The sequence below is a fragment of the Staphylococcus intermedius NCTC 11048 genome, assembly GCF_002902385.1.
Classification (GTDB): Bacteria; Bacillota; Bacilli; order Staphylococcales; family Staphylococcaceae; genus Staphylococcus; species Staphylococcus intermedius.
In genome coordinates this window covers 49,362-65,285 of the sequence record NZ_PPQH01000009.1, presented here as the reverse complement: position 1 = coordinate 65,285, position 15,924 = coordinate 49,362, and the positions used below count along the sequence as shown (strand labels likewise).

13 protein-coding genes are annotated in these 15,924 nt (G+C 41.5%); 3 read left to right on the top strand and 10 right to left on the bottom strand.

What is annotated here, in order from left to right; translation table 11 throughout:
• Positions 1-93 precede the first annotated feature (93 nt).
• The 9 genes from sbnI to sbnA are packed head-to-tail and all read right to left on the bottom strand — an operon-like array spanning position 94 to position 11,276.
• On the bottom strand, positions 94-858 hold the full coding sequence (gene sbnI / locus CD138_RS02290; protein ID WP_019168765.1) for a bifunctional transcriptional regulator/O-phospho-L-serine synthase SbnI: 765 nt from the start codon (positions 856-858) through the stop codon (positions 94-96).
• On the bottom strand, positions 855-2,057 hold the full coding sequence (locus CD138_RS02285) for a type III PLP-dependent enzyme (protein WP_019168766.1): 1,203 nt from the start codon (positions 2,055-2,057) through the stop codon (positions 855-857). The genes sbnI and CD138_RS02285 overlap by 4 nt, the downstream gene beginning before the upstream one ends.
• Positions 2,041-2,826 (bottom strand): HpcH/HpaI aldolase family protein, encoded by a 786-nt coding sequence (locus tag CD138_RS02280; protein ID WP_019168767.1) that lies wholly within the window; start codon positions 2,824-2,826, stop codon positions 2,041-2,043. Before CD138_RS02280 ends, CD138_RS02285 begins: the two co-directional genes overlap by 17 nt.
• Positions 2,823-4,577, bottom strand: a complete 1,755-nt coding sequence (sbnF, locus tag CD138_RS02275; RefSeq protein ID WP_019168768.1) for a staphyloferrin B biosynthesis protein SbnF — start codon at positions 4,575-4,577, stop codon at positions 2,823-2,825. The genes CD138_RS02280 and sbnF overlap by 4 nt, the downstream gene beginning before the upstream one ends.
• A complete protein-coding gene (locus CD138_RS02270; protein ID WP_019168769.1) occupies positions 4,561-6,279 on the bottom strand; it encodes an IucA/IucC family protein in 1,719 nt (572 codons plus the stop codon). The genes sbnF and CD138_RS02270 overlap by 17 nt, the downstream gene beginning before the upstream one ends.
• Positions 6,266-7,528: an MFS transporter gene (locus CD138_RS02265; RefSeq protein ID WP_019168770.1), complete on the bottom strand. Its 1,263-nt coding sequence runs from the start codon at positions 7,526-7,528 to the stop codon at positions 6,266-6,268. The genes CD138_RS02270 and CD138_RS02265 overlap by 14 nt, the downstream gene beginning before the upstream one ends.
• On the bottom strand, positions 7,500-9,275 hold the full coding sequence (sbnC, locus tag CD138_RS02260; RefSeq protein ID WP_019168771.1) for a staphyloferrin B biosynthesis protein SbnC: 1,776 nt from the start codon (positions 9,273-9,275) through the stop codon (positions 7,500-7,502). Before sbnC ends, CD138_RS02265 begins: the two co-directional genes overlap by 29 nt.
• 11 nt (positions 9,276-9,286) lie before the next feature.
• Positions 9,287-10,297: a 2,3-diaminopropionate biosynthesis protein SbnB gene (gene sbnB, locus CD138_RS02255; RefSeq protein ID WP_019168772.1), complete on the bottom strand. Its 1,011-nt coding sequence runs from the start codon at positions 10,295-10,297 to the stop codon at positions 9,287-9,289.
• A gap of 1 nt (position 10,298) precedes the next feature.
• The gene (gene sbnA / locus CD138_RS02250) at positions 10,299-11,276 is read right to left on the bottom strand and encodes a 2,3-diaminopropionate biosynthesis protein SbnA (RefSeq protein WP_019168773.1); all 978 of its coding nucleotides are present in this window, start codon (positions 11,274-11,276) and stop codon (positions 10,299-10,301) included.
• A 236-nt stretch (positions 11,277-11,512) separates the two neighbouring features.
• Between sbnA and CD138_RS02245 the strand changes: the two genes are divergently transcribed.
• Genes CD138_RS02245 through CD138_RS02235 form a run of 3 tightly spaced genes read left to right on the top strand, consistent with a single transcriptional unit; the run spans position 11,513 to position 14,503 of the window.
• Positions 11,513-12,496, top strand: coding sequence for an ABC transporter substrate-binding protein (locus CD138_RS02245; protein WP_019168774.1), 984 nt, complete (start codon positions 11,513-11,515; stop codon positions 12,494-12,496).
• A 16-nt stretch (positions 12,497-12,512) separates the two neighbouring features.
• The gene (locus tag CD138_RS02240; RefSeq protein WP_019168775.1) at positions 12,513-13,508 is read left to right on the top strand and encodes a FecCD family ABC transporter permease; all 996 of its coding nucleotides are present in this window, start codon (positions 12,513-12,515) and stop codon (positions 13,506-13,508) included.
• Positions 13,505-14,503, top strand: coding sequence for a FecCD family ABC transporter permease (locus CD138_RS02235; protein WP_019168776.1), 999 nt, complete (start codon positions 13,505-13,507; stop codon positions 14,501-14,503). The genes CD138_RS02240 and CD138_RS02235 overlap by 4 nt, the downstream gene beginning before the upstream one ends.
• A gap of 723 nt (positions 14,504-15,226) precedes the next feature.
• Here CD138_RS02235 and CD138_RS02230 read toward each other — a convergent pair.
• Positions 15,227-15,874 carry a metal-dependent transcriptional regulator gene (locus tag CD138_RS02230; RefSeq protein WP_019167321.1) on the bottom strand — a complete coding sequence of 216 codons (648 nt, stop codon included), beginning with the start codon at positions 15,872-15,874 and terminating at the stop codon, positions 15,227-15,229.
• Positions 15,875-15,924 lie beyond the last annotated feature (50 nt).

The following is a 15,924-nucleotide window of genomic DNA, read 5'->3' as shown; positions in this document are numbered from 1 at the left end:
TTCAATTTTTAATTTTCTCATATCGTAGGAAAAGGAGCTGAATTTCGTTTTCCAGCTCCTTGTTCCTACTTCAAATCAATTGCAACGATGATGTTATTCCGCTTCTATCAAATAAATCTTTTCAGTATAACAACGCATGCTTTCAATTTTCTTCTGTAAAAACGTATGCCACTTCTCCTGGCTCGCTTGATTCATATTTTTCAATAAATGGAGTGGCACTTGTAGATTCAAACAACGCCCTGCAATGTTAAAACGTGTGACGCCAGCGGGTACTGTTTGTCCTCTTTGCACGACAGCTTCAATTTCTCCAATTTTTAGAGGTTGATATTTCATTAATATATCATTGGTTTCGAGGCACAAACAGGCATTATGTGGGACACGTTCCACTTTGCAACTTGCACTATAGCTGTTGACGACCTTCTTCCAAATATCGAGCTTATCTGCAGTTAAATCAGCCACATATAAATAATGTTCCGTTTGTTGATCGCACATCGTAATAAAAGGGGCTTCATCGCGGACTTCTGTCGTCCACGGTAGCATGGGTTCATCAGCTAGACCGTCACACCACGCACCATTAGGGATTTTATGATGCCAACTGCCAATAGAGTATTGCGTACGTTGGATCACCTGTACAGGAATGACTTCACAACCTAATGCTTTCAAGCTCATGAAACGGTGTACGCCATCAATGACCATGTAGCGTCCGAATAACGTTTTTACGACGAGGACAGAGTGTCGTAAATGCTGCTCTTTTTCAATGCTCTCTTTCGTTTTTTCTAATCGACTCGGTTCAAATGCTTCGTGGAGGTCAATCTTGTCGACTGGAATGAGTTGCAATGTGTCGTAAACCTGTTTCATGATTCTCCCTCCTTTTCACTTGACCAATATACGAATTGCGGATGTGGATGGCTTAAAAAGTCATGATGTGAAATCGACCAACCATACGCACCGGCATACGTGAACATGACAGCATCACCTGTAGACAACTGCTGTATCTCCACGTCTTTCGCAAAAACATCTTTCGGTGTACACAATTGTCCGACGAGGGTCACAGTTTGTTGTTCAATCGTTCTAGATGTAACTTCATTCGCTTGTTCAGACATCGGCAGTATTTCAAACGGGTGATTGTGTTGCCATGAAACAGGCAGCCTAAAGTGTTGTGTGCCCCCTTTTAAAATGGCAAACCATGCACCATGTACACGTTTAATATCCAATACTTCAGTCACGTAATAGCCGATATGCGCGACCATATAACGACCACATTCAAAGTTTAAAGTCATCTGTTGCAGCTGCTCTTCTTCTATCAAATCGGCCAGTTCTGTCGTGAAATACGTCCAATCAAATTGTTCATTTAAATCCGCATAATTGACACCGATGCCACCGCCGACATTGAGATGTTGCAACGTAAAGTCATGTTGTGCTGCCCATGCTTTTGCCTTTTGGAAATAGAGTGCCATCACTTGTAAATGCAGTGCTGCGTCTAAATTGTTGGAAATTGAATGGAAATGAAAGCCTTCCAATTGAATACGTGGCATATTTTTCGCTGCTTCAATCACAGTATCGACCTCTGTTTCATCAATACCAAATTGCGTCGGTTGACCTGCCATATGTAACGTCGCAGCGGGAAATGGTCCTGCTAAATTCACTCTGAGCAAGATGGACATCGTTGCATTTTCACGCTCAAGTAAGTGATTTAAGCGCTCTAACTCATACAAACTTTCGACATGAATGCGTCGAATCTCTTGTTGAATCGCATATTGTAAAGATTCATCGGTCTTTCCAGGTCCACCAAAAATGACATGTTCAGCTGTTGTATGCGCTAAAGCTTTTTCTATTTCGCCTTCTGAAGCGACTTCGAATCCAGCGACATGGGGTTGAATGGCTGCTAAAATAGCGGGCTCACTGTTCGCTTTCATCGCATAATACATCTCACAATTGTCAGGCAACTGTAATGTCACACGCTCAAGATGTTGCTCTAGTGCATCCATATCATAAATAAAATGACAGAGTGGGCCTTGTTGCTTCAGTCGATGGACGCATTTATGAATCGCCGTCATGTGTCGTCACCTCTTTCAACTGTGCTAAATTGTGTTTTAAATGACGATACAGCTTGCCACGGTCATCTCCCATCAGAAAACATTGGACACCTTGTTGTTGCCATCGTTGAACTTGTTGGTCATCTCGAGGTAAAGCACAAAATTGCTTACCTGCTGTTTTCGTAGTCGTAAACACATGCTGAATCGCTTGTTGCACTTGGTCATGACGTGTTTCCCAAGGGATGCCAAGTGATTGTGATAAATCGGCCGCACCTTCAATGACCATATCCAAACCATCCACCTGTACAATTTCATCAATCGCACGGACGCCTTTCATATTTTCAATCATTGCGATCACACATATAGACGCATTCGCTTCAGCCATCGCTTCTTTCAAAGGAACCTCACCAAACCGCGCCATCCGTCCGCCATTCAAACTGCGCAACCCTTCTGGATAATAACGACTCAACTTCACAATACGTTCTGCTGTTTCACGGTCATTCACATGTGGAACAACAATACCTCTTGCACCCATGTCTAACACTTTAATAATGTCACGTTCAATTGCGGCAGTCACACGGACTATCGGAATAATATTGGTCGTCTCAGCAGCACGAATCATATGCGCTAACGTTTCATCGTTTATCGCGACATGTTCTGTATCAATGACGACAAAATCATAGCCACTTGCAGCGATAATTTCGATAACGAGCGGATCTGGAATCGAATTCATCAATCCGTACTGCACTTTTCCTTCTGCTAAGTTGCGTTTAAGTGAAAGTTGTCTCATTGTTCGGACCTCCTTAATGGATTGCTTACTTCGTGAAGACGTAACGCAACATCTTCGCGTAAACGGCGTGTCGTCAATTTTTCCACTTGAATCGTCGGAACAAATAAATCAAATTGACGATAATTCGGAAGATCTGGGAATGTTTGTTGATACTGTGAAATGACAGCACGTACGATTTCCCATTGTTCGGATGCTTTCATCTCATATTGACGTGCAACAAAGTCAATGATTTCTGCAATATTAATAAAGAAAAAGGCATCATGTAGAAAATCACGGACGAGTGCCACATCTTCTGTTTCAATAAATGAGTTTTGGTTCACTTTGCGATGGGCTTCAGGTGTCTCACGTAATTGTGGATTCTGGGCGATTTCACTTAACAAACTCGGCTTAAAGCGAATGCCATCATGAAAGTCTTTCAATGCAATACGTGTCGGCCAGCCTTCTTCATGAATGAGCATCATATTTTGTGCATGTGATTCAAAGGCAATACCATGGTAATACAACATATGAATCATTGGCGTTACTGCGACAGTTAAAAATTGCGCCATCCATTGTTGCGTACCATATTTCGTCATCCATGCATCAATCAGTGGTCGACTGTCAGCACCCATTGAATAGAGCGCATTAAATGGGATCGCAGACTCATTCGGTGCTAAATAATGATGCAAGTTTTCGCGCCAAATCACACCTAATGCGCCATAAATACGCTGTTGTTTTGCCTCGGACAAGGTTGGATTATGATAAGCATGTCCTAACACTTCGCCAAGAAATATCGTCTTTAAATCATGTTGAAGATACGTATCTTCTGACTGAATATGCTTCAACCAATCTGTAATTTGTGCTGCGTTTTCAATCGTATGTGGGGCTAAAACGCGTTTGGTTGATGTATTCGTAATGCTGATCGGTGTTTTTAAATAATATTTGTCACGATTGGTAGGTGTAAGTGTGCGAATCGACTGTTGTGGCACATACATTTCATCACATGTTCCAAGCCATAACATCTCTCCAAGCATCCACGCTTCAGCAAATTCGACTTGAATGATATGTTCAAATTGCCACGGATGTACCGGTATCAATACCATCGTTTCAAGTGAATGCCCATGCTGTTGGAGCGTCTCTTCAAAAGCCGCCAACGTTGCTGAACCGAGTTGACGCTTGAGCAATGCAACCGTGTCGACACTATGAGATACAGTCGTTTCTACATAATCTGGTGCAATTGCAATCCACTGCAATTGAAATGACGGTCGGAAATCTGGACCATATCGTTCATTGTCCGTCAAGGTAAAACCGAGACGTGACTTGTAGCTCGGGTGATACATATGCCCTTCCATTGCATAAGATTCGTAATCATCAAATGTCGTTAATGCGATGTCCGACTGTTGAGCACGATAGCGTCGCGCTTGTGTGTCTTTTAATTCGGTTTGCAACAATTCAATGATAAAGTCTTCTAATTTTTGTTCATCTTTTTCAAAAGTAAAATGCACATCTCTTAAAAGTTGAACATAATTGAGGGTTTCCACTTCATCTTCACCAACGATACGCCAAACTTGAGAGATCAACGTCAATCGCTCAAAACTATCGGACTGTTGTACTTGTACACGATAAGTCGCCGCTTCACCTTCAATCTCATACGTATAACAACCTTCATCATCCAGCGCCTTTCGATCATAACGCACCACGTCTTCATAAATGAGTGACGTCACCAACTGTTGCATGATACGTCGCCTCACTTGTTCAATCAGATGTTTCATAAATGCTGTCCTCCTCCTGACTTATCGGGTTAGGAATTTTAATATAAATCGGGTCTTCACCACGTTCTTGTAATTTACTCATCAAATTCGCTTTCGCTGCAAATGTCGGATTGAAGCGTAAATCTTCTAAACATTGCATTAAAATTTCATGACCTTGTGCACGTTCCTGCCACGTTTCAAATGTACGATTGACTGTTTGCCAAAGCTGATCTTCGTGGCCTGCTGCTTTTCCTAATGTAGAAACAAGATGGCCCAAATGATTCACAATGACATAATATTTAAAACGGTGCCATGCTTCATGATGGGTGTACACGACAGGACTTTCCGCGCTAATTTGATGTGGAATCATGCCTTGTTCAGTTGCGATACGTTCAGACACACAAATGCCTTCTAAATCGCGCACATAACATACTGTCGGACGGCCTTCTTCTAGCGCAATGAGTGTATTTTGGACGTGTGCTTCGAGACTAATCCCTGTATGCGCAAATAATTCTAACATCGGCCAAATGACTTGGTTTAAGTACAGTGCCAGCCAGTCTTCACTAGACAATCCACTGCGCAACCATGCTTGTCCTAATTTTGAAGTTGGATCATCCGGCATCGTTTCAAACAAACTCGCCAAGACATGTATTTCTTCAAGAGATTCATATTGTTCGATTCCTTCACGCACAATCATCGCACTATTCGCCAAAATATCGATGGTCGCGTGATTGTCTGGTTGTAGCGCTCGATAACCTTGTTCGAACATCAATTTAAATGTCTCTGTTTCATAATCGGGCTTGATGGCTGCAACGATTTCCGCCGCATCCAATGTTCTTTCAATTTGTTCAAAGTCATTCGTTCTGACAAAGTTCGTAATTTTAACTTGGATCGGCAATTTCAAATAAATATTCAGTGCTTTCACAAAGACTGTTCGCACAGAGGACGTCGGATAAACAAAATGCCCCCGTTGCCCTAAATCTTGAATAGTACCATTGGCGATATGTTGCTGAATTGTCGGTTGTTGCTTCAACACTTCAATTTGATACGGATGAACTGGCAGTATGTGATACGTTGCGGTATATTCCCCATCTTCCACTTGTGCCAGTTGACGAATAGTCTCATCAACGCGCGCTTCGTAATTCGGCACATACCGTTCGACTAATAACGCCGGGTCTACCGCTAAGTAATGGAGTTGGAACGCAACATGACATTCTGGTGCGTACTGTTCAATATCTTCATCAGTAAAACCAGTTGCACTTTTCGGCGTCGGATGAAATGGATGTCCAAGATACAGTGATTGTTCTGAAGCGATATAATGATTCGGATGAGGCGGTGCGTGACGTCTCGCTTGATCGAGATAACGTGTTGTTCGCGAAATACTGTTACAGATATCTTCATAGACCGCTTCTACAACGGTTGTCTCAGTTGGTGACGTCTCATCATACGCAATTGCTTTAAGCAAATATTGGATAGCCTGAAGGGGTGTCAGTTGTGAGACGTGCCCTATTCCTTCTAGGTAAATGACTGAATCATACATGTGATGCCCCATCGGCGAAATATAGCGCAACTTTCCGTGGAGTGTCAGATCATCTTTTAATATGACACGCCATTGAGACGTCCCTTCTTTCATCGGTTGACAGCCTTTTTCTCTAAAATAAATATTTAAAAGTCGTTCTAACGCAGCATGTTCAGCGCGTTTATTCATCTTAAAATTTTGCACGTTGCTCTTTAACCTCCCAGAAACCCGTCAATACAGGGCTGATTTTTTGGTTTTTAATATGTGAAGTCCATAATAGCGTGCTACTGAATGCAAAAATAACGCCCATCAGTATAAAGGTTGTCGCCGGTTCGGTATAACTCGTGACCATCGCACCACTCAAACTGCCGACAATTTGACCGACAACTAAAAAGCTATTTGTCGAGCCTACAAACGTGCCTTTAAGTTGTTGATGACTCGCATTCACGACAACAAACATCACACTTTGAATAAGCGCACTATATGTCAAACCTTGTAACACACGTGCAATTCCAAGCATCCAAAGATCCGTCGCCATGCCTTGCCAAAGGACACTCATACCACATAAAACACTTGCGACAATGTAGACATTCTTGACGTAAGCTTTATCATTAAAGTAACCCCAAAAAGGTGCACTGATCATCGAAGCAGTCCAAAACGCTGACTGTAAAATACCGACTGCCGCACGATCATCAATTTGGAGTTGATTGACTGTGCTCACTAACGGTGCCAAAGCGGTCATCATGCCATACATCGCAAAGTTAGCTAATACGCCGACGATAATAAAGCGACAAGTGAGTTGGGTACACAACAAACATTTCATAGATTGTCGAATACTTTTTTTAACTTGAGGTTGCTCTGAATTGATAGGTGTCTGCGTCGTTTCAATTAAGAAAAAGATGCCGAGAATACTCATGAACAAAGTGACAAGGCCAATCAATAACAAGAGCGCTTGAAAACCGAGCATCGTCGCAAGGACACCGCCGATGAGGGGACCCACGAGAGAGCCCGCACTCACAGCACTTTGTAATTTACCGAGTACAGCACCGCGCTCAGATTCAGGTGCTTCACCACTTGCAAAGGCACTTGAAGCTTCGACTACACCTCCAAATAATCCTTGTAACAACCGTACAAGTACAAATTGAAACGGTGTCGTACAAAAAGACATGAGTAAAAGGCATAATCCTAAGCCAAATAATGCACGCAACACCATCCATTTTCGGCTCAATCGATCACCGAGCTTCCCCCATAACGGAGAGGCGAGCATTGTCGTAATCGCCGGAGCCGCAATAGCGACCCCACTCCACAACTGAATTTCAATGACGTTCAAATTTTTCAAAGATGCCATATAGATTGGAAGTAATGGAACTAAAACTGTCAGGCCTGCTATGGCAATAAACTGGCCGAGCCATAGTGTTCTAAAATTACGTCGCCAAGTCTGTTGAATAGTCATCTGCCCATTTCATTGGATTTGGAACACGACCGATACTTGACGGCATACTGCCACCACCATCACCACGTTGATGTAATAATGGAAGTAATATACGTTTAAATGGCCATGTTTCATGATTAAAAATGATGTGTTCCACTGCTTCAGACGTGCCAGGTAACCAATCTATTGTGCGGATGTGACGTTTCATCGTTTGTCTCAATTGTGTCATCAGTTCAATTTCAGACACTTTAAATACATCCACTAAAGCGTCTACAATGGCATATAAATTCACACTGACTGCTAACGTTTGGAAATAAGCAAAAAATGTCTCGATATCTTCATTTAATAATGTGTTAGGCGTATCTTTTCTTACAGCATATTTCGGCAATTCAAACCCTTGTGCTGTTAACCATTTCGGGAAAATACGAACGGTATCGTGATCACGCAAGATAAATTCCGATACTTGCCCCTCTCGAAAAGCAATGAGCACATTTTGACCGTGCAATTCAGGCAACACGCCATATTTCATCATTGATAAAGTCATCATTAAAAAGGCGTCACTGATTTTTGCAAACAACGCGGTGATTTGTTCGTTTGTTGGATCTGCTGTCCCTAAAATTTGTTCATACAGTGTAGGTTCATGAGTAGCAAGGGCAGCCATCGAAACAACCCAATCTGCCTCCTCTACTGACTGAGGATAATGTCGTAACTGCATCGTTAAGTGTCCTGACTGATCTTGAAAAATATCTTGTGCTTCATTCATATACGACCACCATACCGTTTCATCGCATAGTGCAACACGACCGTGAAGTGACGCATCTTGAGTGATAATGTGACGTAATAATGCTTCTCCCGCTTCACCATTTTTCATATAACGTGTCGGTGTCAGTCTCAATGCGCCAAGTGATTGCATTGAAAACGGCACTTTTAAATGTGTGAATGGTGTGTCTAACGGAATCAATGTGCGCATAGATGAAGATGAGAGATATTGTCCCATCGTCACATCGAGCATAACAACGATACCTTGTTGAATTTCCGAACTAAACTGTGTCAGTACGACATGTTCATATTGCCAAGGATGCACAGGAAAAATGATATAGTCTGTTGCATCATATCCTTTTTCAACGAGGGCTTGTTGACATCGCGTCAATGTGTGACCCCAAAACTGTGTGTAGTGCGCGTCTGTTACGCCTTTCCCTTGTATCAAGTGCGACTTTTTAATCGCGACTGTCTTCACAGCTAACGGTTGATGGTATTCTGCTTGATACAATGTATAATCTTCTGCCGTTAATCCTCTCTTTTCTTTTGCAACCGGATGAAACGGTCTGTCTTTCAAACTGGCGAGCTGTTCTGAAAAGATAAATGGCTGTTCGGAAGCTTTAAAGCCATCGAATTGTGCCGTCAACTGTGTAACTGCTGTTTCCACCCCTTCTGCAAAGCGCTCATGTGCCCACTCTGTTGCTAAATCTGCGTTCATTGTCACAAACAAATCCCACAATTCTCGTACAGTCAATGGCATACACGTTTTACTTTCAATGTGGTATACCGCCTCGCCACTGAAGCGATATACATTCAAGCTACTGAAATAGACAGGAATGAGTAACGCAATCCCCTTTTTCTCATAGCGCAAATATTCTTGTTGTTGTATCGTCAAACGGTGACTCGTCGATGCAATGCCACCTAAATCTTCCAATAATAACGCATCCACAAGGTCTTGTAGTATGTATTGTTGTGCGCGCGTTACATTGTGTTCGTGTTCGCTTACCATATATGCCACTCCTAATAAAGACTTAATGTTGTGCCTATATTTTCAGCTTGCGCACGTTGATAAATGAAGTACGCACTGGCAATATCTTCAATTGCCATGCCCATTGGGTTCAACAAGATAATCTCATCGTCATGTTCACGGCCGACTTTCTCACCTGTCACCAGTTGTCCGAGTTCAGCGTGCAACTGTTCACGGCTAAATAGACCGTCTTGTACAAGTTGATGGATGGTTTTCTTTTCTCGATTACTTTGTGACCAATCATCCACCACGACTTTATCTGCTTTAATGAAAACTTCTTTATGCACATCCATAATCGAAATGTTGCTCACAAAAGCCCCTTTACGTAACCAGTCGTATGCAATGTACGGTTGATCCGTTACAGTACATGGAATCACGACGTCACCATTTTCTACCGCTTCACGCGCTGATTGAGCTTGAACCCATGTGATATCTGGTCTTGCTGTGCGCCATTTTTCAATCATTTTTTGTGATGCTGCTTCAAATTGGTCATATAAGTACACATTTTGAATATGATCGAACTGTTCGAGCATTGTTTGTAACTGTTTATCACCAATGAGACCACAACCGATGATCGTTAAGTTCTCAAAACCTGGTCTCGCTAAGTGACGTGCAGCAATGGCTGAAACCGCTGCTGTACGCATACTGCTGATTAAGCTTGCTTCCATTACAGCAATCGGATAGTTCGTTTCAGGATCATTTAAAATAATGACTGCACTGGCGCGTTCGATTTGACGTTTTGAAGGGTTGTCGTGTTTACTGCCAATCCACTTAATCCCCGACACTGAATGTTCACCACCGATATGACTTGGCATCGCGATAATACGGTCGGCAATATGGCCATTTTCAGCATCTTGACGTAAATAAGGTTTTAAAGGTTGTACAAAATTTTGATTGGCATGCGCTGTCAACGCTTCTGTCAATGCATCCACATAAATTTGTGACTGTGCCCCTCCTGCTTGTTCGATGTCCGTACGGTTTAAATACAATAATGGATGTTTCATATTAACACGTCTCACTTTCTTGTTTATTTTTTAACTGCTCAAACCACGCTTCGGAATACACTAAATCTAAATAACGATCGCCTCTATCCGGCAAAATCGTCACAATCGTCGCACCCGGTTCAACTTTTTGTGTAAGTTGTTGAATCGCACTCATAATCGCACCTGTCGAACCGCCTGCAAAAATGCCTTCTTGATCAACCAATTGTCGGCACCCTAATGCAGACTGATAATCATCAATATGTATCACGTCATCAATTTCAGCTGCATTCAAAATCTCTGGAACACGACTTGCACCAATACCAGGAAGTTCGCGGTCACATGGCGTATCTCCAAAAATAATTGACCCTTTAGCATCCACAGCTATAATTTGTGCGTTCGGATGACTTTCTTTAATCTTACGGCTCATCCCCATAATGCTACCTGTCGTACTTACGGGCGCAACGAAATAATCAATCGGCTCTGCTACCGCCTCAACAATTTCTGTGCCAGCACCGTGGTAATGGGCTTGCCAATTTAAATCATTAGCATATTGATTGATCCAATACGCATTGTCTGTTTCTTCTAATAACGTTTGTACACGCTCGATACGTGTCATCAAATAGCCGCCATGCGCGTCTGGTTCATTTACCATTTCAATATTGGCACCGTAACTTTCAATCATTTTCAAGTTAGTCGGTGAAATTTTAGGATCTACCACACACGTCAGCTTCAAGCCTTTAATTTTTGCAATCATCGCCAGTGCAATGCCGAGATTACCTGATGTACTTTCTATCAAATGGGTCGATGCATTAATTTCTCCAGTCGCTAACCCACGCTCTATAATAAATTTGGCTGGACGATCCTTCATACTACCGCCTGGATTCATATATTCCAATTTCGCTAAAACACGATGTTCAGGAAATAAACGTTGCAGTTGTACGAGGGGTGTCTGACCAATACAAGATAGTAACGAATCATATGTTGCCTCATTTTTAACCAAAAACGACGACCTCCTTGAATCGAATTGAGATTAAATTTCATAACTGAGAATGATTATCATTATCGGTTATGGTGGCATTATATTGATATTCAATTTATAAGTCAAACATTTATAGTTTTTCCAAAAATGATAAAAATATTATTGACTTATGCTCCGGAATTCGACATACTTTAATTGATAATGATTCTCATTATTACTAAAAAATACCGCTGATACATAGGAGGAAAGTAAATCTCATGAATAAACTTTTACAGCTACTCGTTTTACCTTTAGTCTTATTATTCGTCTTATCTGCGTGTGGCAACACAAGTAAAAATGAAGCGTCAGAAAAGAAAGCAGATACAACAACCGTTAAACACACCATGGGAACAACTGAAATCAAAGGTGAACCTAAACGTGTCGTTACTTTATATCAAGGCGCAACTGATGTCGCAGTCTCATTAGGTGTAAAACCCGTGGGTGCAGTAGAATCTTGGACACAAGCCCCTCAATTTGAATACCTTAGAGATGATTTAAAAGACACGAAAAATGTCGGTCAAGAACCTGCGCCGAACTTAGAAGAAATTTCAAAATTAAAACCAGATTTAATCGTTGCTTCTAAAGTGAGAAACGAAAAAGTGTATGATCAATTGTCAAAAATCGCACCAACGATTACGACAGATACCGTTTATAAATTTAAAGATACAACTGAATTAATGGGGAAAGCTTTAGGGAAAGAGAAAGAAGCAAAATCTTTACTTCAAAAATATGACGATAAAGTGAAAGCATTCCAAAAAGATGCTAAAGCAAAATACGGTGACGCATGGCCGATTTCTGCTTCTGTCGTAAACTTCCGCGCTGACCAAACACGTATTTACGCTGGCGGTTATGCTGGAGATATTTTACAAGATTTAGGATTCAAACGTCCTGAAGCACAACAAAAAGAAGTGGATAAAGGAAAAGATATTATTCAACTCACTTCAAAAGAAAGTATCCCATTGATGGATGCGGACCAAATTTTCATCTTCAAATCTGATCCTAACGCAAAAGATGCTGAACTTGTACAAAAAACAGAACAAGAATGGACATCAAGCACAGAATGGAAAAACTTAGACGCTGTGAAAAAAGGACATGTCGTTGATGGTGTAGATGAAATCACTTGGAACTTAGCAGGTGGCTACCAATCTTCACTTAAATTGATTGATGATTTGTACGAAAAACTAGAAATTAAAAAGCAATAACTTAAGGAGTTACATTATGTCGCTTAAACCGATACATCATATATTTATCGCAGGTTTATGCCTTGTCATTGTATCGTTTTTAAGCTTAATGATTGGAAACACGCTTGTATCACTACCTCAGTTGATACAGGCGTTCTTCCACTTTGACGGCCAAAACGATATACATACACTTGTGACAGGTTCACGTGCTTCTCGAACAATCATCGCCCTTCTCACAGGTGCGGCACTCGCGGTTTCAGGCCTATTCATGCAAGTACTCACGCGAAATACGGTTGCTTCACCTGGACTGTTCGGTATTAATGCAGGCGCCGTCTTTTTTATCGTCGTGGGCATCACGTTGATTCGTGTACACTCATTTGAAGCACTTGTTGTGATGGCTTTCGTAGGTGCTATTCTCGTCACAATACTCGTTGTAGCATTGGGCATGTTTAAACAAGCACGTTTTTCACCACAACGCGTCATCCTGGCTGGTGCTTCGATTTCAATGCTGTTCACTGCTTTTACGCAAGGGATTTTAATTATGAACGAAACGAATCTACAAGGCTTGTTATTCTGGCTGAGCGGTTCCGTATCATTGCGTAATATTTGGGACATACCGTGGATGATGGTGATCATGATTCTCTTCCTCGTTGCATCACTTTTTATCGCGCCACATCTCAATATTTTGATGACGAGCCATGAGATTGCGACAGGCTTAGGACAAAATGTAAAGCGCATCAAATGGGTGATTGTATTCTTGATTAGTGTACTTGCAGGAAGTTCCGTTGCACTTGCGGGCTCTATCTTATTTGTCGGACTCATCGTTCCAAATATCGCAAAACTTGTGCTCCCACCCCGCTATCAGTTATTGATACCGTACTCTGCATTGCTCGGAGCTTGTTTAATGATTAGTGCTGACATTCTTGCGCGATGGATGATTCGTCCTCTAGAGCTACCTGTAGGCATTATTACAGGCATTTTGGGCGCTTTAGTGTTGATTTATCTTATGAAAAAGGGGATTTACCGTGTATGAAAAATGAGCGCTATACTAAAGACAACATACATCTGTGCATCGGCCTTGTGAGTATCGTCATCGTAGGCTTTTTAAGCATGATGTTCGGTTCAGACGTCATTCATTTGACAGACATCATCGCATATTTCATTGATCCGAGTGCAAGTCCGTATCAGTTTACGTTAGAAGTTTTACGCCTTCCCCGTATTACATTGGCCATCCTTGCGGGTACTGCTCTAGGCATCAGTGGACTATTATTACAAAACGTCTTGAAAAACCCTATTGCTTCTCCTGATATTATTGGTGTCACAGGGGGTGCAAGTTTAAGTGCTGTACTATTCATCACTTGGTTCAGCCACTTGAGCATTCATCTTCTTCCGCTATTCGCCATCACGGGAGGAACTATCGCAATGTTGATTTTGATGTCATTTCAATTGAACCAACAAATCCGTCCTTCAACATTAATCATTATTGGGATTGCATTACAAACCGTACTTATGGGTATCACACAAGGTCTGTTACTCACAGCCAAGCAACTCTCCGCAGCTAAAGCCTATACATGGCTCGTTGGGAGTTTATACGGTGCTTCATTTCAAGATAGCTTGCTTTTATGTGGTGCGCTACTATTGATGTTTCCACTCTTATGGGTCATCATACCGCGCATGAAAATTGCTGCTTTACATGATTCGGTCGCGACTGGACTCGGTCTACATATTCAACAAACACGGATTTTTCAAATTATCGTCGCAACATTACTCGTATCCGTCGCAATCAGTTTTGTCGGTAATATTGGTTTTATTGGATTAATCGCACCGCATATCGCCAAAACACTCATTCGTACAAGCACATTTAAGCAATTCGTCATGACCGCTTGTATCGGCGCCATTTCTTTAATGGTGGCAGATTTAATAGGACGCACACTCTTTTTACCGAAAGAAGTCCCTGCCGGCGTCTTCATCGCTGCATTTGGTGCCCCATTCTTTATCTATTTATTACTCACCGTCAAAAAATTGTAGACATCCACAAAAAGCACAACACAAAAACGGTTGTAGATGAGAAATCTCACTTTCTGCTACAACCGTTTTTTATTTGTTATTAATACCCTCATCACTTGTCACTTCGATATTGATTAACTAAATTGAGTTGAGATAAGCCCCTAGAAAGTACAGCTCTGATCTAATTGCAATAACCGCTCAACTTCCCCACTTCTCCAAAAGAAAGTGGCGTGTGATTGAGTTGAAATGTGGATGAATATCAGCTATTTTCTCATTTCCAAACTCTTAAAAGTTAGCATCACTACACCTCAGATTGCAAGAACCGGGCAAGACTCCCGAGGGATCAGCTGATCCAGAAAATCCAATTCGGCTTCATCTAAATGTATACCTCAATCAAGCCGAATTTAGTTGAAGAATAAGCCACACAATCTCGACATCCATAAAACTTATCTCCCATCACCTTCCAAGAAAAGGTAGACAGCGATTGAGTTGAACTGTAATGAGTATCAGCCATTTCTCATTTCCACACTCTTAAAAGTTAGCATCACTACACCTCAGATTGCAAAAACCAACCGCGACTCCTGAGGGAACAGCTGATCCAGAAAATCCAATTCGGCTTCATCTAAGTGTATACCTCAATCAAGCCGAATTTAGTTGAAGGATCAGCCCCTAGGAAAGCGTCGGTTGGTTCAGCAATCTGTAAAGATTCGCTACCTTTATCATGTAATCGAAATGTTGATAAAACTATACTTTTTCACCAAAAATCACTTCTGCATTCTGATAACTCAACACAATCTTCTCGCCCTTATTCTCCAACTCCAACAAATGATTAATATCATCCTTCGCTATCACTTTCACCGTATCTCCAATCGACAGCGCCTTACTAGATAGGAACACCAACAATTCCGAACGATCTCGCACACGTCGAATCGTTACAACATCGCCTTCTTCAAAAGAGAGGAGTGGTACCTTATATATTTCTTCAAAATGATTGTCCCGCGGTATGACACCACCATGAGGACACGTTTTTGGATATTTTAAAAGCTCATCTAATCGTTCAACAAAGAGTTTCGACACACGATGCTCTAACACTTCCGCTTCAACGTGCACTTCTTCCCAAGTATAGTTCAATACTTCAATGAGAAACAATTCAATGAGACGATGGCGTTTAATCACATCTAACGTATATGTTAAACCAAGCTCTGACAATTTAACACCTTTATATGGCTTAGTAATCACATAGCCTTCCTTTTCTAAACGCCCTACCATTTCACTCACGGATGGCGGTTTGATATTTAAAAAGCGAGACAATGTTTTATTCGAAACATACGTATTTATACCATCATGACTTAAAATCGCTTTAAGATAGTCTTCTTTTTCCTCAGTTAACATATGTTCACCTCTCTCAAATATTCACTTTATTGTACCACGAAACGAATTCA